The sequence below is a fragment of the Kocuria sp. CPCC 205297 genome (assembly GCF_040981035.1).
GTDB lineage: Bacteria > Actinomycetota > Actinomycetes > Actinomycetales > Micrococcaceae > Kocuria > Kocuria marina.
The window spans coordinates 1-17,081 of record NZ_JAVKPY010000010.1 but is presented as its reverse complement, the minus strand read 5'-3'; the positions used below and the strand labels follow the sequence as shown (position 1 = coordinate 17,081).

The 17,081-nt window shown below is 70.4% G+C and carries 16 protein-coding genes and 1 riboswitch; of the genes, 5 read left to right on the top strand and 11 right to left on the bottom strand.

Annotation, left to right across the window (positions count from 1 at the left end):
- Positions 1–37: 37 nt before the first annotated feature.
- From RF650_RS10340 to RF650_RS10305, 8 genes are all read right to left on the bottom strand, one after another.
- Positions 38–913 carry a prenyltransferase gene (locus RF650_RS10340; protein ID WP_239321628.1) on the bottom strand — a complete coding sequence of 292 codons (876 nt, stop codon included), beginning with the start codon at positions 911–913 and terminating at the stop codon, positions 38–40.
- Positions 903–1,304, bottom strand: coding sequence for a lycopene cyclase domain-containing protein (locus RF650_RS10335; protein WP_131333651.1), 402 nt, complete (start codon positions 1,302–1,304; stop codon positions 903–905). The genes RF650_RS10340 and RF650_RS10335 overlap by 11 nt, the downstream gene beginning before the upstream one ends.
- Positions 1,301–1,666, bottom strand: a complete 366-nt coding sequence (locus RF650_RS10330; protein WP_311254209.1) for a lycopene cyclase domain-containing protein — start codon at positions 1,664–1,666, stop codon at positions 1,301–1,303. The genes RF650_RS10335 and RF650_RS10330 overlap by 4 nt, the downstream gene beginning before the upstream one ends.
- On the bottom strand, positions 1,666–3,294 hold the full coding sequence (gene crtI / locus RF650_RS10325) for a phytoene desaturase family protein (protein WP_368814852.1): 1,629 nt from the start codon (positions 3,292–3,294) through the stop codon (positions 1,666–1,668). Before crtI ends, RF650_RS10330 begins: the two co-directional genes overlap by 1 nt.
- Positions 3,291–4,190 (bottom strand): phytoene/squalene synthase family protein, encoded by a 900-nt coding sequence (locus RF650_RS10320; RefSeq protein ID WP_368814851.1) that lies wholly within the window; start codon positions 4,188–4,190, stop codon positions 3,291–3,293. The genes crtI and RF650_RS10320 overlap by 4 nt, the downstream gene beginning before the upstream one ends.
- A gap of 11 nt (positions 4,191–4,201) precedes the next feature.
- Entirely contained in the window at positions 4,202–5,488 is a 1,287-nt protein-coding gene (locus RF650_RS10315) for a polyprenyl synthetase family protein (RefSeq protein ID WP_368814850.1), read from the bottom strand.
- Positions 5,485–5,991 (bottom strand): MarR family winged helix-turn-helix transcriptional regulator, encoded by a 507-nt coding sequence (locus RF650_RS10310; protein ID WP_085106588.1) that lies wholly within the window; start codon positions 5,989–5,991, stop codon positions 5,485–5,487. Before RF650_RS10310 ends, RF650_RS10315 begins: the two co-directional genes overlap by 4 nt.
- A gap of 172 nt (positions 5,992–6,163) precedes the next feature.
- Entirely contained in the window at positions 6,164–7,033 is an 870-nt protein-coding gene (locus tag RF650_RS10305; protein ID WP_368814849.1) for a fructosamine kinase family protein, read from the bottom strand.
- Positions 7,034–7,400: 367 nt separating this feature from the next.
- Between RF650_RS10305 and RF650_RS10300 the strand changes: the two genes are divergently transcribed.
- The 5 genes from RF650_RS10300 (at position 7,401) to RF650_RS10280 (ending at position 15,552) form a co-directional block, all read left to right on the top strand.
- The gene (locus tag RF650_RS10300) at positions 7,401–8,249 is read left to right on the top strand and encodes a thermonuclease family protein (RefSeq protein ID WP_368814848.1); all 849 of its coding nucleotides are present in this window, start codon (positions 7,401–7,403) and stop codon (positions 8,247–8,249) included.
- Between the two features lie 860 nt (positions 8,250–9,109).
- A riboswitch (SAM riboswitch) is annotated at positions 9,110–9,226 on the top strand.
- A 44-nt stretch (positions 9,227–9,270) separates the two neighbouring features.
- Complete coding sequence (locus RF650_RS10295) at positions 9,271–10,260, top strand: methylenetetrahydrofolate reductase (protein ID WP_035964997.1); 990 nt, start codon at positions 9,271–9,273, stop codon at positions 10,258–10,260.
- 197 nt (positions 10,261–10,457) lie between these two features.
- Positions 10,458–12,947, top strand: coding sequence for a 5-methyltetrahydropteroyltriglutamate--homocysteine S-methyltransferase (gene metE, locus RF650_RS10290; RefSeq protein WP_368814847.1), 2,490 nt, complete (start codon positions 10,458–10,460; stop codon positions 12,945–12,947).
- A gap of 75 nt (positions 12,948–13,022) precedes the next feature.
- The gene (locus RF650_RS10285; RefSeq protein WP_131333660.1) at positions 13,023–14,330 is read left to right on the top strand and encodes an aminotransferase class I/II-fold pyridoxal phosphate-dependent enzyme; all 1,308 of its coding nucleotides are present in this window, start codon (positions 13,023–13,025) and stop codon (positions 14,328–14,330) included.
- Between the two features lie 31 nt (positions 14,331–14,361).
- Entirely contained in the window at positions 14,362–15,552 is a 1,191-nt protein-coding gene (locus RF650_RS10280; RefSeq protein WP_131333661.1) for a cystathionine gamma-synthase, read from the top strand.
- Positions 15,553–15,753: 201 nt separating this feature from the next.
- Here RF650_RS10280 and RF650_RS10275 read toward each other — a convergent pair whose 3' ends face one another.
- The 3 genes from RF650_RS10275 to RF650_RS10265 form a co-directional block, all read right to left on the bottom strand.
- Entirely contained in the window at positions 15,754–15,993 is a 240-nt protein-coding gene (locus RF650_RS10275) for a VOC family protein (protein ID WP_242670505.1), read from the bottom strand.
- A gap of 176 nt (positions 15,994–16,169) precedes the next feature.
- Positions 16,170–16,346 (bottom strand): hypothetical protein, encoded by a 177-nt coding sequence (locus tag RF650_RS10270; RefSeq protein WP_165489823.1) that lies wholly within the window; start codon positions 16,344–16,346, stop codon positions 16,170–16,172.
- A gap of 75 nt (positions 16,347–16,421) precedes the next feature.
- Positions 16,422–16,679, bottom strand: a complete 258-nt coding sequence (locus RF650_RS10265; protein ID WP_131333663.1) for a hypothetical protein — start codon at positions 16,677–16,679, stop codon at positions 16,422–16,424.
- Positions 16,680–17,081 lie beyond the last annotated feature (402 nt).

Genomic DNA, 17,081 nt, shown 5'->3' with positions numbered 1-17,081 from the left:
CGGAAGGGGGCGAGCGGCGTCGAGCGACCGGCCGGGGTCAGACCGGGCGCACCGCGGCCCACCAGATGAGCAGCATGGTCACCAGGAAACCGGTGAGGTAGTTCAACCACAGGAAGGTCTTCCACCCCGCGTTGGCCCGCCCGGAATCGGTGTCCGTGACACCGCTGAAGCGCAGCACGTTGAGCAGGTACGGCACCGCGAGCAGTGCGGCGAGCTGGCCTGGCCACTCGGTGAACACCATGAGCCCGCCCGCCAGGGCGTACAGCAGCGCGGCCACCCACACGGTGGGCCGGGCCCCGAGCACCGTGGCCACGGACGCGAGTCCGCCCTCCCGGTCCGGGACCACGTCCTGGACCGCGCCGAACATCTGGGAGGCCATGCCCCACAGGAAGAACCCGATGAGCAGCGCCCACAGTCCCGGTGTGAACGTGGCGCCCGCCAGCGTCAGGCCGTAGACCGCGGGCGAGACGAAGTGGGTGGCACTCGTCATCGCGTCCACGAACGGGCGTTCCTTGAACCGCAGCCCGGCCCACGAGTACGCCACCACGGCGAACAGCGAGACCGCGAGCACCGCGATGGACACCCAGTTGCCCGTGGCCACCGCGTACCCCAGGAGCACCAGGACGAAGGGCACCGGGACCAGGCACGAGGCCAGCAACACGGGGCGCTGCGCCGCACGGTCCACCACGGCACCCTCCACACCGCCCTTGCGGGGATTGCGCAGATCGGACTCGTAGTCGAAGACGTCGTTGATGCCGTACATGGCCAGGTTGTAGGGCACCAGGAAGAACACCGTGCCGAGCACCACGAGCCACCACGGGATGCCCCCGGTCAACAGCACCGCCGCGGTGAACGGGTACGCGGTGTTCACCCAGCTCAGGGGGCGCGAGGCCCAGAAGAGCTTACTCAGCACGGACTCCCCTTTCCTCAGCCTCCGGCGTTCGGGCACCGCGAGCGCCGCGTCCGTCGCCGGCACGACGTTCTTCACGGGCACCGCGTTCTTGGCGGGCACCACCGAGCAACAACCACAGCGCCGGCAGCAGGAGCACCCCCGCGAACGGGTACGCGAAATCCTCGAGCGGGGCCAGTCCGATCTGCACGCCGGAGATGTTGTGCTCCGTGTAGGTCATGATCCCGGCGGCGATCATGAGGTTGTCGAAGATCGCGGTGAGCACCCCGAGCAGCACGAAGGACGCCACCAGGGATCCCCAGAACAGCCCCCGCGGGCGCCGCACGAGCACGGCCACGAGCAGCACCACTGCCGAGATGCCCAAGAAGATGAAGTTCACGCTCCAGTACGTCACGCTCCGTGACCTCCTCGCAGTTCGGACGACGACGCCGCGGTGCCCCGCCGGTCGCGCAGCCACCGCCACAGCACGGGTGCCCCGAGCACGTAGATCATGGTCTGGTAGCACAGGAATGCCAGGAAGAAGACCTCTTCGAGGGGCAGTTCGGGGGCCACCAAGATCCCCAGGGTCAGCGAGTTCTCGCCGTGCCAGAACAGCCCGTTGACGATCCCCACAACGTCCCACGCGAGGAAGAACAGGACCCCCACGACGAGCACGAGCCACGCCCGCAGTTTGTGCCCCGACCAGAAGTAGAGGTTCCACCGCCGGTCGATCAGCGCGTAGCACCCCAGGAACACGAGCAGCATGAGCAAATACATCAGGACACCCCGCTGTCCTCGCGGATGGCGTCCCACACCACCTGGGATGAGATCAAGCACATGGGCACGCCGATCCCCGGGCGCACCGAGGACCCCGCGTAGAACAGGCCCCGGATCCCGGGATCGGTCACACCGGGGCGCAGCATCGCGGACTGGCCGAGCGTGTGACCGGGGCCCAGGAGGGAACCGCGCCACGCGTTGAACTGGGCGACGAAGTCCCCCGGCCCGTACGTGCGCCGCACCACGACCCGGGACTCGAGATCCGGGATCTTCGCCCAGCGGGCCAGTTGCGCCATGGCCGCGTCCGCGACCCGCTCGACCTGTTCCGAACCCGGTTCGTGGCGTTCCGGCGTGCTGATCCCGCCGCGACCCCACTCGGGGACGGCCGGTGCGGGCACCAGGATGAAGAGGTTCTCGTCCCCCTCGGGCGCAGTGGCGGGGTCCGTGGCCGACGTCATGGACACGTAGATCGAGGTCTCCTCCGCGAGCTCCCGCCCGGTACCGATGCGCGCGAAGTTGTCGTCCCAGTCCGCCGTGAACAGCAGGTTGTGGTGGGCCAATTGCGGCAGTTTCCCCCGCACGCCCAGGCACACGAGCACCCCGGACGGGCCCGGGTCCCGGCGCTTCCACCGCGATTCCGGGGCCCGGTACCGCTCGGGCAGCAACCTGGTCTGGATGTGGTGCAGGTCCGTGGCACCCACCACGAGATCGGCGGGCACGGTGGTCTCCGCACCGTCGGCCGCCGTCCGCGGCGCATTCGAGGCCGATGACGTCGCGCGGTAGCGTACGCCGCGCACGGAGCCGGCCGAGCGACGTCGTGAACGGGCGGCCGCCACCTGGGAACGCACGGAGCGCGGTGCCCGCTCGACGTCGATCCCCGTGACGGTCGCCCCGGTCACGATCTCGACCCCGGCCGCGCGCACCAGCTCGGCCATCGCGTCCACGAGCGCGCTGAACCCACCCACGGGGTACTGCACTCCGTCCGTGAGATCGAGGTGACTCATGAGGTGGTACATGGCCGGAGCGCTCGAGGGCGAGGCGCCCAGGAACACCGCGGGGTACCCCAGGATCTGGCGTTCCCGCGGATCGGTGAACCGCTGGTCGATGTAGCCCTTCATGGACCGGGTCAGCAGTGTGCCGAGCCGCGGGAGGTTCTTGAGCACCTGCGGGGTCATGAGCTCACGGGGGTGCGCGAAATCCGTGTAGAGAAAGTACTTCTTGGCGAGCTCGTAGACCTCCGCGCCGGAGTCCAGGTACATGCGCAGCGCGCGGGAGGATCCCGGGTCCAGTTGCTCGAACAGTTCCTCCGCGTGCCCGCTGACCACGTCCGTCGGTGGCTCGTCCAGGTGCTCCTCGAAGAACGTGCGGTAGCCCGGGCTCAGGGTGCGCAGGTCCAGTTCTGCTGCGGCGCTGGAGCCCATGAGCCGGAACCACCGGTCGATGACCTCCGGCATGAGGTACCAACTGGGGCCGGTGTCGAACGAGAAGCCCTCCGCGGACCAACGCCCGGAGCGCCCACCCAGGATGTCCTGTTGTTCCAGAAGGGTCACGCGGTGCCCGTCCTGGGCGAGCAGCCCCGCCGTGGCCAGGCCCGCGAAACCGCCGCCGATCACCACCGTCCGTGTCATCGTGTCACCACCGAATCCGAGAGGGAGCGCGCCGCGATCCGCAGTTTCACCGCGGTGGGCACGCTGATGCGTTGTCTGGTCAGTTCCCGCGCGGGGACGCGTTCGATCCGCCGGGACAGTTCCGTGAACAGTCCGTGCGCAATCAGGACCGCCCGGCGAGCGCGCCGGTCCAGGGCCAGGATCCCGGGCATCGCGGCGTCGAGATCCGCATTGAGGTCCGCGAGCAGCTGCGTCTTCTGGGTCTCGTCCAGGTGGGCGGGGTCCGCGCCCGGGAAGTACGTGCGACCGAGCTGGTCGTGGTCCGCCCCGAGGTCACGCAGGAAATTCACCTTCTGGAAGGCCGCTCCCAGCCGCCGGGCCGTGGCCCGCAGCATGGCCCGCTGCTCAGGGGTGTCCGCCCGTGTGCCGGGCATGTCCATGAACACCTCGAGGCACATGAGTCCCACGACCTCCGCGGAACCGTAGATGTACGACTCGAGCGACGCGCCGTCGTGCTCGGCCACGTCCAGGTCGGCGCGCATGGACGCGAAGAACGGTTCGGTCAGCTCCCGCCCGAAACCGTGACGGCGGGCGACGTCCGCGAAGCCGTGGATCACCAGGTCCGTGGCGAATCCCGTGGCCAGGGCCGAGTTCACGGCCGCCTCGTACCCGTCCAGGGCGGTGCGCACGCGGGCGGCTTCGAGACCCGCGGCGCCCGCGGTGCCGTCCACGACCTCGTCCGCGACGCGCACGAGCGCGTAGATCCCCGCGATGTCCCGGCGCACGGCGGGCGGCAGGGTGCGGCACGCCAGCGAGAAGGATGTGGAGTACCGGCCGATGACCGACCCGGAGGCCGCGAGGGCCGTGGCGGTGTACAGGCGAAGCGACACGAGGGGCGGCGCGTCCGAATCCGGCATGGGGGTCCTCACTACGAGTGTCTGTTCAGGACGTGGTGGCACAGCGCGACGAGCTGATCGCGCTGCGCCGCGGGCAGGGGCAGTTCGTCCAGGGTGGTCCGGGCGCGGTCCACGAGATCCGTGGCCAGTTCCACGGCCACGTCCTTGGCGCCGGAGGCCGTGAGCGCTTCCCGCGCGTGATGCACCGTGGTGCGTTCCGCCGCCAGGTCCTTGAGGACCCGGCGGACCGTGGGTACCCCCATCCCGTGGGCGGTGAGCACGGTGGCCTTGCCCGAACGTAGATCCGCGTCCACCGATTTGCCGGTCAGTCCCGGGTCACCGAACGTCCCCAGGACGTCGTCCACCACCTGGTACCCCACGCCCAGCATGGCGCCGGCCTGGGCCAGCCGCTCCGCGACGTCCGCGGGAGCACCCGCGAGCAGTGCGCCGGCCCGCAGCGGGGCCTCGAACGAATACGTGGCGGTCTTGAGCCGCTCCATGTCCAGGATGTCCTGCACCCCGGGGTGCTCGGCGCCGAAGCGATGCAGGGACAACAGCACGTCATCCAGCTCCCCGGCCGCGGAGGCGGTCACGGCGTCGAACACCACGTCCGCCACGGCGCGACACCGCGCGAGGTCCGATGCGCACGTGGTCGCGAGCCGCAGTGCCCCCGCCAACAACAGGTCCCCCGCGAGGATCGCCGCCGAGGCCCCCGCGTGTTCCGCTTCGTGCTCGGGTGCGCCGGCGCGGGCCGCGTCACGGCGGAACAGCTCTCCCACCGTGGGCATGCCCCGGCGCAGCCAGTCGCGGTCCACCACGTCGTCGTGGACCAGTAGGGCCGCGTGCAGCATCTCGAACGACGCCGCCAGGCGCACGCACTCGGGGTCCGGCACCTCTGTCTTTCGGTCGCCCGCCGTGTGGTTCCCGTCTCCGGCCGCATCGCGCACACCCGGCGTCTCCGCGGCATCCCCGGCGTCCGGCGCGACGAGCGGGTCAGGCGCGCTCGATCCATCCCCCGCGCCCCCGGCGAAGGAAGACCACGCGATCCACGTCAGTCGCGGTCGGATGAGCTTGCCGCCCACCATGTGCTCGCGCACCCGCTCCCACAGCACCCCGAAACCCGGGCTCGTGGGAACTCGATTCGCGGGGGCCGCGAAGAACGCGTCCAGCTCTTCCCCCACGGCGGTGCGGAAACGGCGCCAGGCGGCGTCGTCGGCGGGGGCGACACTCGGGGAGGCCCCAGGATCGGTAACGGACGGGATCCCGGGAGCCGCTCGGTGGGATTCACGGGACCGGGCGGTGCGTACGCGTTCGGTCATGACCCACCCGCCCCGGGATCGTCCTGGGACGCCTGGTCCGCGCGCCCACGCAAGTCTTCCAAGTACTCCTCCAGACGGGACTCGGTACCTCTCAGGAACCGGAGGACGGCCTCACGCCCGGGCTCGTCCAGGGCGTCGAGCTCGTCCTCGACCATCCCGATTACCGGCACGACGTGCTCCCGGGTCCGCTCCCTGGACGAGGTCACCGCGCGCACAGTCATCCGGCGTCGATCCCCCTCCACGGGCTCCCGGACCACATGACCCGCGCGCACCAGTCGGTCCACCACCGCGGTCGCGGAGGCCGTCGTGATGTGCAGCGCGTGAGCCAGCTCCGTGGGCCCCATGGAATGGACTATGAGCATGGCCATGGCCGCGTAATCGGTTCCCTTGAGCCCCAAGATGCGGCGGATCTCGTACGCGATCTCCGCGTTGAGCACGACCACCCGGCGCAGCGCACGCGACTGCGGGCTCACCGGCCCGTACCACGTTGCACTGCTCTCCATCGCGTTCCTCGCGTTGTGGATAACTAGACAATCTAGTAAACATCATGCTGCACGTGCGGGGGACGTGTCCACCCATGTCACGCGGGTGGAAAACGTTGTCCGCACCCGCCTTGTCGCGGTCATCGGCCGAGAACGCCCTGTCCTCAGCGGGTGATGGACGCGCCCCGTAGTGTCACATCAGACTGCGCAGGGCCCGCAGGACCGCCCCGCCGTAACCACCGTCGAACCTGATCGCATGCACCAGCAGCGGCGGCAACTGGTACCACGGCACCCGGTCGTGCCAGCCGTCCGCGAGGGGGTAGACGTCGTCGTACGCCGCGAAGCATTCCCGCCCGAAACCGCCGAAGAGCTGCATCATGGCCAGGTCGTACTCGCGGTGTCCGTAGAACGAGGACGGATCGATGAGCCAGTTCGTCCCGTTGCGATCGACCACGCGGTTGCCTGCCCACAGGTCACCGTGCAGCAGGCTCGGTGGCTCGGGAGGGCCCGCGAGTTCGTCCGCTCGCGGCGCCACGCGCGCCAGCAGGTCCGACGCCGCGAGGTCCAGGTGTCCCGCGTCGATCGCCGCGCGCAGTAACGGCTCGATGCGGCGGTGCAACAGGAAGTCGGCCCAGTCGTCCGTGGGCGTGAGATCCACCGGGAACGAGCCGATGCGTTCCGGCAGCTCCGCCGAGAGCCACCCGACGTGCGGGGCTCGCGCGCGGTGGATGGCCGCGAGACCGGCCCCCATGCTGCGTTCCGTGGCACGGTCCTGCCGTCCGGGACCCTCGTCGATCCACTCGAGCACCAGGGCCTCATCGCCCACGTGATGCACCCTGGGCACCCGCACCTCGGCGGGGGCGACGGCGCGCAGCTCCTCGAGTCCCGCCGCCTCCAACGCCAACACGCCCGCCGGGGCACCCGGCATGGTCTTGGCGAACAGGGGCCCGTCCGGGGTCTCGAGCCAGTATGCGTGGGCGGTGTCCCCGCCGCTCAGGGGACGGGCATCGCTCACACGCAGGTCCGCGACGATCTCACCGGGAAGCTCATCGATGGTGGCCATGCGTCTTGTCTACACCATGCCGCACAGCGCACCACCCCGCGCCCACCCGCTGCCCCGAACGCATCCCCCGCCCGACACCTAGCTCCGCCTCACCCCCCCCCTCTGCTTTTACTGAGCTAAAGCAGTTTTGAGGCACCCCCAGGTGCTTTTACTCCACTAGGCATCACGTGACGCGACACGGATCGCCGATCCCTGCAGGGTGAACACCCTCTGGCACAATAACGTCGTTGCAAATGCACCGACATGATGCCGGGTGCTTCCTCCGAGACCCGGGACCGCGATGCCTGCCGAGACCATTCACCATCCTGCCCGCCGCCGGTGGGCCGCCGGTCCGAGGGCCCGTGCGAGCACCGTCGTCCTGGCGAGCTTGTTCGCCCTGACCGCGTGCGGCGGCGCCGCAGAGTCCGCGCCCACCCCGGACGACTCGGTGGCCACGGTGGAACGCGTGGTGGACGGGGACACCCTGGACGCCACGATCGCGGGGAAGTCCGCGCGGGTGCGGCTGCTGAACATCAATACCCCGGAGGTCGCGCGGGACGGTCAGCCCGGCGAGTGCCTCGCGGACGAGGCCACGGCCAAGCTTGACGACCTCCTGCCCAAGGGAACCACGATCCACCTGGACTACGACGTGGAACGCACGGACCGCTACGGGCGCACCCTCGCCCGAGTGACCCGCGACGACGACGGGTTGAACGTCAACCAGGCACTCGTCAAGGCGGGCCTGGCAACGCCCATGACCGTGGGCGCCAACAGCACGTACCGGCGAGAGATGGACAGCGCGTACAACGTGGCCCAGGCCATGCAGGTCGGTTTCTTCGACCCGAAGCAGGACTGCGCACCGCCGGGGGAATCCGCATCCCCCGGCACCACAACTTCGAGCACCGCGAGCCCGAGCGCGACGCCGAGTCCCACCCCGTCCTCCACACCCACTCCCACGCCGACGCTCGAGGCGCCTCCCGCGGTCGTGGAGGACGAGGTCGCCGTGGGCGATCCGGCACCCCAACCCAATCCCGCTCCGCAACCAAGCTACAACTACGACCCCGCCCCCGCGCAGCCCGCGGCACCTCAGCTACCGGCCGCGCCCCGGGTACCTGCTGCCCCGCAGCTGCCGGCGGCACCCCACGTGCCCCCGGCTCCCGAGAGTGATGGCGGCTATCCCGGTTACACCGGCCCCCGGTGCTACGAACCGGGAGGCAAGGTCTGGCACCCGTGCTGAGTCGCTGATGACACGCCAAGGCGCGCCCAACCGATCGGTTGACCGGGTGGGCGTCCCTGCTTTTCGCCGCGCTTTCGTCACGCGGGTGCACCGGCGAGCCGCCGGATGCACGGCGGCCCGAACTCAGGGTTCCTGCGTGGACGACGTCGATCCCGGCAGGTCCCGGGGGTCGTGACGACCGGGGTTGGCGGTCGCGCTGCGCAAGGGGGACGGCGTCGTCCGCGGCGGGCGTGATGCCGTAGATGACCGCCATGTTCACACCCGGGGCCTGCCCCGACAACGGGCCGGCGGCGATCCGCAACGGAGTGCCATGTGCGTCGCGCGCCCCGGGGAAAGTCCCCAGCGTGGTCTCGTGCGTGGGGATCGCGGGGCTCGCGATGCCGGCGTCGGGCCGCAGCGACAGCATCAGGACCTTCTCGTGGCGGGCAACCCGGACGTCCCTCGTACGGTACTCGGGGGTGGAGGTCGCGGACGGAGCCACGGTCCAGTTCGTCGGGTATCGGAAACTCGTGGTCCCGCCCGGGGTCGTGAACGTCTGGGTGAGTGCCCCGGCCGTCACCGCCGCCTCGCTCGCGGTGGGCGTGGCGGTGACGGAGGGCGACGGCGTCACACTGTCCTGCTCCGAGGCTTCCGCGGTCGACGGCGCGACGGCTATCGAGCGCAAGACCCAGTTCTCGGCTCCCAACTCGGGCATCTTCATGTCCTGCACGTCGTGGGGCAGGATGACCACGGCAGGGCCCAGGTGCCCCCGTGCGGTCCAATCCGCCCGCTTGGGAAGACGAGCGCGGCGGGAGGCCGGCGGTTCCGTCATCGTTCGTGGGCCGCGTCGCGGGGCTGTGCTACGCTTACTCGTAACAAAGGATCATGAGTCCCGGCGCGAAGCTCTGGCTAGCCGGGCGGCAACCCTCCAGCTGTAGTGGGGTGCCCCAGATGAGGATCCGGCCGCCGCGCAACCGCGTGGTCGGCAAGTACGGCGCTCGGAGCTCGTCCTCCGGCGTCCTAAGGCCGGAGGATTTTTTATATGCCCGCACCCCTCGCAGCGTCAGAACCCGCGCCCGTGACTGGCCCGCCCACGGGGACGTCCTGGCTGGTCCGGCGCCCGCGCCGCTCCACGCTCGTCTCGTTCGAAGTGTTCCCGCCGCGGCCCACCGCGGACCCGGACACCGTGTGGCGCAACATCGACGCCATGGCCCAGGCCGGGCCGGATTTCTTCTCCGTCACCCACGGTCACGCCGGCCATCACGGCGTCTCCCGCGAGGCGCTGCGCCACCTGCGCCGCACGACCAAGACCCCGGTCATGGCGCACTTCACGTGCGGTGGCACGGACCGCGCGGGTCTCGAGCGCGCCGTGGACCAGTTGCTGGACGACGGCGTTCGCGACCTCCTCGCGCTGCGCGGCGACCCGCCCCTGGGTACCGGGGAATGGCGGACCCCCGCGGGTGGCCTGGGCCGGGCCTCCCAACTGGTGGAGCTGATCCGGGACGTCGAACGACGTCGCTTCGGCACCGGGTTCCGCCCGGGTCAGCGACCGCTGTCCGTGTCGGTGGCGTGCTACCCGTCCCCCGCGCGAGGCCGCGACTTCGAGGCGGATCTCGCGTCCCTGTGGGACAAGCAGGAGGCCGGCGCGGACTACGCGATCACGCAGGTGCTCTACGAACCCGAGGACTACGCCACGTTCCTGGAACGCGCGCGCTCGGAGGGCATCCACATCCCCGTGGTCGCCGGGCTCATGCCGCTGAGCAACCCGCAACGGTTGCAGCGCATGACCGAGATCACCGGGGTCCGGGTCCCGGAACGCCTCACCCGGTTCCTGCGCGCCGACACTCCTGAGGAACTGCGCCACCGAGGGGTCGCGGCCACCCTGTCCCTGATCGACGACCTCATGGATCTGGGCTGCGCCGGTTTCCACCTGTACACGTTCAACCGCCCCGAGGCGGCGCTGACCATCCTGGAGCACCTGCGGGTCCGGGATGCCGCACGCGAATACCGAGGCCGCAGCCCCGCGGCCTGACCGCCGCACCAGCCCCGACCGACCCGTGAACCGATCGTGTTGGCTTCGACCGCCACATCCGGGCAGGCCGAAAACCGTTCGTAGCGGCACCACCCACGCTGACGTTCCCCTTACCCCGCCGCGCCGGAGCACACCCGTTGCCGCGGCTCATCACACCCCCTAACCGCCATACCCCACACCAGCTCCGAGGAGTTCCCATGAGCACCCAGCCCGTCCCGTTCCCCGCCGCCACGATCCTGGGCTACCCCCGCATCGGCCCCGACCGCGAGCTCAAGCGCGCACTCGAGTCCTATTGGAAGGACCCGCAACAGCACCCCGCCACCACGGTGCTGGACACCCTCGCCCGGTTGCGTGAGCGCACCGCCACGCGATTGTCCGAACTCGGCCTCACCGCGGATCACGCTGTGCCGTCCGAGGGGTTCGCGGTGGACCACGTCCTGGACACGTCCCTGGCGCTGGGCGCGGTTCCCACGCGGTTCATCGCGGACGGCTACGAGCCCGCAGCCCCGGACACGCCCCGCGGGATCGAGCTGATCACGGCGTTGTCCCGCGGCACCGATCGGTTGGAGCCGCTCGAGATGACCAAGTGGTTCGACACCAACTACCACTACTACGTACCCGAGATCGGCCCGGACACCTCGTTGCGTGCGAACCCCGAGAGCCTCGTGTCCCGCTACCGGACCACCCTCGGGACCACCGGGATCACCACCCGCCCGGTCCTCGTGGGTCCCGTGAGCCTGCTCTTGCTCTCACGCCCCGAGACCACCGATGCCGTCGCGAGTCACCCCCTGCAGCGCCTCGACGACGTCGTGGCCGAATACGCCGCGATCCTGCGAGCCCTGGCCGAGGCCGGCGTCGAATGGGTGCAACTCGACGAGCCGGCCCTCGCCGCGGACGGGTGGAGTGTGGAACGCACCGAACTCGTGGCCGCCCTCGAGAGCGCCTACACCCAACTCTCGAACGAGCAACAGCGCCCCGCGATCCTCGTGACGGTGGGCTACGGCGATGCCGGCGAGGACGCCCAGCTCGCCCTGGCCCACACGAACGTCGACGCCCTGGCCATCGACCTCGACCGCGGGGACGTCCCCGGCAAGGAGGCACTCGAGGCATGGGGCGAACGCCCCGTCGTGGGCGGCGTCGTGGGCGGGCGCACCGTGTGGCGCACCGACCTCGCGCGCGCCGTCGAGACCCTGGACCGGCTGCGCGCCGCGGCCCGCGGGCCGGTGGCCGTGGGCACCGCGACGCCGCTGCTGCACGTCCCGCACGACGTCGCCCGCGAGACCGCGCTGGATCCGGACGTCACCAGCTGGGTCGCGTTCGCTGACCAGAAGGTGACCGAGGTGGTCGGGCTCGCGCGCGGCGTCGAGCACGGCTGGGATGCCATCCGGGACACCCTGGACGAGGACGCCACGATCCGCGCGGCCCGCGCCGAGCACCCGGCAACTCACAAGGCCGAGATCCGCGAGCGCACCGCCGCGGTGCAGGACGCGGACCGCCAGCGCGCGGACGCCGAACAGCGCCGCGCTGCCCAGCGCGACCGTCTGCGCTTGCCCGTGCTGCCCACCACGACCATCGGATCCTTCCCGCAGACGCCGCAGATCCGCAAGACCCGGGCGGACCACCGCGCGGGGCGGATCACGGAGGCCGAGTACACGGACGCGATCCGCGCGGAGATCGCCCACACGGTGCGCGTCCAGGAGGAACTGGGGCTCGACGTCCTGGTGCACGGCGAACCCGAGCGCAACGACATGGTGCAGTACTTCGCGGAGGGCCTGGACGGTTTCGTGACCACGCAGCACGGCTGGGTGCAGTCCTACGGATCGCGCTGCACGCGCCCGTCGATCCTGTTCGGGGACGTCTCGCGCCCCGCGCCCATCACGGTGGACTGGACCTCGTACGCCGCGTCCCTGACCGAGCGCCCCGTCAAGGGCATGTTGACCGGGCCGGTCACGATCCTCGCGTGGTCCTTCGTGCGCGACGACGCTCCGGCCGCCGAGGTCGCCGACCAGGTCGCACTCGCCCTGCGGGACGAGATCGCGGATCTCGAGCGCGCGGGAACGCCCGTGATCCAGGTGGACGAGCCCGCGCTGCGCGAGCTGCTGCCCCTGCGGGCGGCCGAGCGCCCGGCGTACCTCGAATGGTCCGTGGGGGCGTTCCGCCTGGCCACGGGCGGGGCGGCCACGGACACCCAGATCCACACCCACCTGTGCTATTCGGAGTTCGAGACCGTCCTGGACGCGATCGACGCCCTGGACGCGGACGTCACCACGCTCGAGGCGTCCCGCTCCGGTTCGGGCATCGTGACCGGGCTCGCGGCATCCGACTTCCCTCGGGACGTGGGTCCCGGCGTGTGGGACATCCACTCGCCCCGGGTCCCCACGTTCGAGGAGGTCGCGGGGCGCATCCGCCACGCGGCGCACGAGATCGGCGCCGAGCGCGTGTGGGTTAACCCCGACTGCGGGTTGAAGACCCGCGGCTGGCCCGAGACCGAGGCCGCACTGGACCGGCTGGTCGCCGCGGCGGTCACCGTGCGCGCGGAACTCTCCGCCGACGACGCCGCTCGGACGGCCGGCGCGCCCGCAGGTGCACCGGCGAACGTGGACCCGAACGACGCGACGACCGTGTCCGGGAGCGTCACTGTCGCCGCGTCGTCGACCCCTGCCGCGGATACTCCGGCGCAGCGCTGATTCACCCGTAAGGGAACGTCCACCCGGTGGCCGCCGCCGCGCGGCCACCGGGTGCGCCGAGGAAGGAAGAAGACCATGACCGCAGCCACCCCCGCACCGCTGGGCACACCCATCGTCCGGCCCATCCACCACAGTGCCGCGTACGCGTTCGAGACCCTGGCCGACGCCCGCGAGGTCTTCGCCCAGCGCGCGAGCGGTTTCACGTACGCCCGCACGGGTAATCCGAACGTCGCGGCGCTCGAGGCCGAGGTCGCGCGGCTGGAGGGAGGGGAATGCGCGGTCGCGACGTCGTCGGGACAAGCCGCGGTGAGCCTCGCTTTGCTCACGCTGACCGGGCCCGCGAAGGACGCGCACGTCGTCGTCTCCTCGCGGATCTACGGCGGGACGGTGGACCTGCTCACGGACACCCTCGCGGACACGGGCCTGGAGGTCACGTTCGCGGATCCCCGCGAACCGCAGCAGTGGGAGGATGCCCTGCGCCCCGGCACGCGCGTGTTCTTCCTCGAATCCGTGGCCAATCCGCTCACGGAACTGCCCGAACTCGAGGCGATCGCGGAGATCGCGCACCGCAACGGTGTGGTCGTGATCGTGGACAACACCGTGGCCACGCCGCACCTCTACACTCCCGGGCGCCACGGTGCGGACCTCGTGGTGCACTCGGCCACCAAGTACCTCTCGGGACACGGCGGGCCCCTGGGCGGTGTGCTCGTGGACACCGGGGCCTTCGACCCCACCGAGGACCCCGAACGGTGGCCGTGGCTGACCCGCAAGCACCACCGCTGGGGGGACCGTTCTCCCGTGGAGGTCTTCGGTGCCCGGCGTGCGCTGCTGGGTGTCGCCCGGTGCAAGTACCTCAACGACCTGGGCCCGTGCATGGGCGCGACCACGGCCCACGAGATCCTGCAGGGCATCACGACCCTGGGTGTGCGCGTGGAACGCCAGTCCGCCACGGCGGAGCGACTCGCCCTCACCCTGGCCGAGCATCCCGCGGTGGAGCGTGTCCACCACCCCCGCTTCGGGGATCCGCGACAGCAACAGCTGCGGGAGACCGGCGGCTACCGCGGGGTGGGCGGCGTGTTCTCGATCGACCTCAAGGGAACCCCGGAACAGGTCGAGCATGCCGTGAACTCGCTGCGTCTGATCAAACTCGCGGCCAACATCGGTGACGTCCGCACCCTCGTGGCGCACCCCGCGAGCATGACCCACTGCCGCCTCACGCCCGAGCAGTTCCGCGCGAGCGGGATCACCGAACGGACCCTGCGCGTGAGCGTGGGGCTCGAGGACGAAGCCGATCTCACGGCCGATCTCTTCCAAGCCCTGTCGGTCATCGCCCCGGCGCACGCACCGCAGCTCCGCTCGGCGTCGACCACCGCGGCCCACTGAGCTGCCCGCACCCCCCGAAGGAGACCACCCCATGATCCGCACCGACACCCGCCTGCCCGGACTCGCCACGCGCGCCATCCACGACGGCCAACAGCCCGACCCGACCACCGGCGCCGTGGTCCCGCCCATTTACCAGACCTCCACGTTCGTCCAGGACGGCGTGAACCAGTTCCGCACCGGGGGCCACGAATACAGCCGCGGTTCCAATCCCACACGCAACGGTTTCGAGGAACAGCTCGCCTCCCTCGAGCAGGGCACCCGGGCCTTCGCGTTCGCCTCCGGCATGGCCGCGGAGGACGCCTTGTTGCGCGCGGTCCTTGCCCCGGGGGATCACATCGTGCTCGCCTCGGACGTCTACGGCGGCACGTTCCGCCTCGTGGACCAGGTGCTGTCCAAGTGGGGTATCGAGCACGGCTTCGTGCCATCCGCCTCCGCGTCCGACGCCGCGGAGACCGTCCTCCCCGGACGCACCAAGGTCCTGTGGCTCGAGACGCCGTCCAACCCGTTGTTGCGCGTCGCGGACATCGCCGCGTGGGCGCAGGTGGCCGACGACGCCGACGCCCTCCTCGTCGTGGACAACACCTTCGCGTCCCCCGCCCTGCAGAACCCGCTCGTGCTCGGCGCCCACGTGGTCGTGCATTCCACGACCAAGTACATCGGCGGGCACTCGGACGTGCTCGGCGGTGCCGTGGTCGTGGGTGACACCGAGTGGCGGGGTCAGCCGCTGTCCGAGCTCATCGGGTTCCAGCAGTTCGCCGGGGGCGCGGTGGCCGGCCCGTTCGACTCGTTCCTCGCGGCCCGGGGGTTGAAGACCCTCCCACTGCGCATGGAACGGCACTGCTCGAATGCGCTTGAGGTGGCCCGCTTCCTGCGCTCACGCTCCGACGTCCTGGAGGTCAACTACCCCGGTCTCGAGGAACACCCGCAGCACGAGCTGGCTGCACAAACCCTCACCGGCGGATTCGGCGGCATCATCTCGTTCCGGCCCGCCGGGGGCATCGAGGCCGCCCACGCGTTCGTGCGCGAAACCGAGCTCTACAACCTCTCGGTGAGCCTGGGGGGTGTAGAGTCCCTCACCTGCGTGCCCCACAGCATGACCCACGGTTCCCGGGTGGGCACCTCGTACGAGGTTCCCGAGGATCTGGTGCGCCTGTCCGTGGGGATCGAGGACATCGAGGATCACCTGGCGGACCTGGACCGGGCGCTCGGCGCAGCCAGGTGAACCGGTCCTGACCCGGAAGAGGGACGCGTCGACCCCGACCCGGGACAGGGGCCCGTCTATCATGGCCCGGAACAGGGGACCGTCGATCTTGGCCCGGGCAGGTGGCCCCCGAGAATGCAGCCGTCACCCACCTGCCCGGTGCAACTGACCGGAACGACCTGCGCGGGCCGACCCAGAGGCAGACGCGCGGGATCCTCGGGGTCAGTCCCCGCGCAACCCCGCGATACTCAGCTTTTTCATCTCCAGCATGCGTGGATGCGCGCCGGGGTGCTGCATCAAGTCCCCCCTGTCCCGGGGGACGATCTGCCAGCTCACGCCGAAATCGTCCATGCACCACACGCAGGCCTCCGCCTCGGGGTGCTTGGACAGCGCCACCCACAAGTGATCGATGTAGAAATGGAGGGCTTCCGCGGCGCGATTCTGCGCCGGACCGCAGTACATCCGGATATCGGGACGAGCCGGCGAGCGTGCAGTCCGGCAGGGCATTCCGGTAGAACGCGACTGCTTCCTCCGCGGTGCCCTGGCACCACACATGCGGGATGACCTTTTCTGCATGGGATCCCGCCTCGGGGTCGGTGATCGGTGCGGGGTCGCTCCGGGCGGGGAAGCGCGAAGCGTCACTTACCCCGCAGGATGCGGTGCCAATAGATCCAAGGAAGGCCCCAGCGGTCGAGGAGGAACGCAGACCTGCGTTCCTTCCGCAGGTCGGACACCTTGCTGCTGGGCTTGGGGGTGCCGTCCGCGGTGAACTCCGCCAGCACCAGCGTGCGGCGGGAGACGGTGAACGGACTCACGGTGTACCCGGAGTACCGGGCAGTGGCGGGCTGCCCGCGCAGCGCGGACAGGATGTTCTGCGCGACGACCGGTGTCTACTTCCGCAGCGCACCACCGGAACTGGAGCCCGGGGTGGCCGCGATGTCCCCGAGTGCCCAGACGTTCTCGTACTGACGATGGTGCAGGGTCTCGGGATCCACGTCCACGAACCCGCGCGCTCCCTCGGCGGAGAGGCCGCAGTCCACCAACCAGTCCGGGGCGATATGCGGCGGCGTGAGGTGCAGGAAGTCGTACGAGATCTCCTCCGTGGCACCGTCGGATTCGATCGTGATCGCGGTCGTCCCCGAGTCCACCGACCGGACACGGGTGCGCGTGCGTAGCTCGATGTGAACACAGCAGTCCCCGAGGTGGCGGCGTCCACGAGTCGCCACGTCTTCGGGGCGAGGTCGAACAGATAGTTAGTGGACGCGTTCTCGGACAGGACGGCCTCAGCCGATCCCGGGATGAAGTCCCAGTCGGGACGCGAGCCGGCGGCGAGCACGAGCTGGTCGTAGCCGATCGTCGCGCCGCTGCCCAGGGTCACCGTGGAGAGTTCGGGATGGACCCGTGTCACGCCGACGCGCGCTCGGTTCGGAGGCTTCACAGCTGCTTCAACGGCCATAGCCCCAGACACTACAGCGTTCCGGCGTGTTAAATGGTGGGAGGCCGCGCCCCCTAAAGGGGGTGCGGCCTCGACCACTTCTTTCTTTCATGTT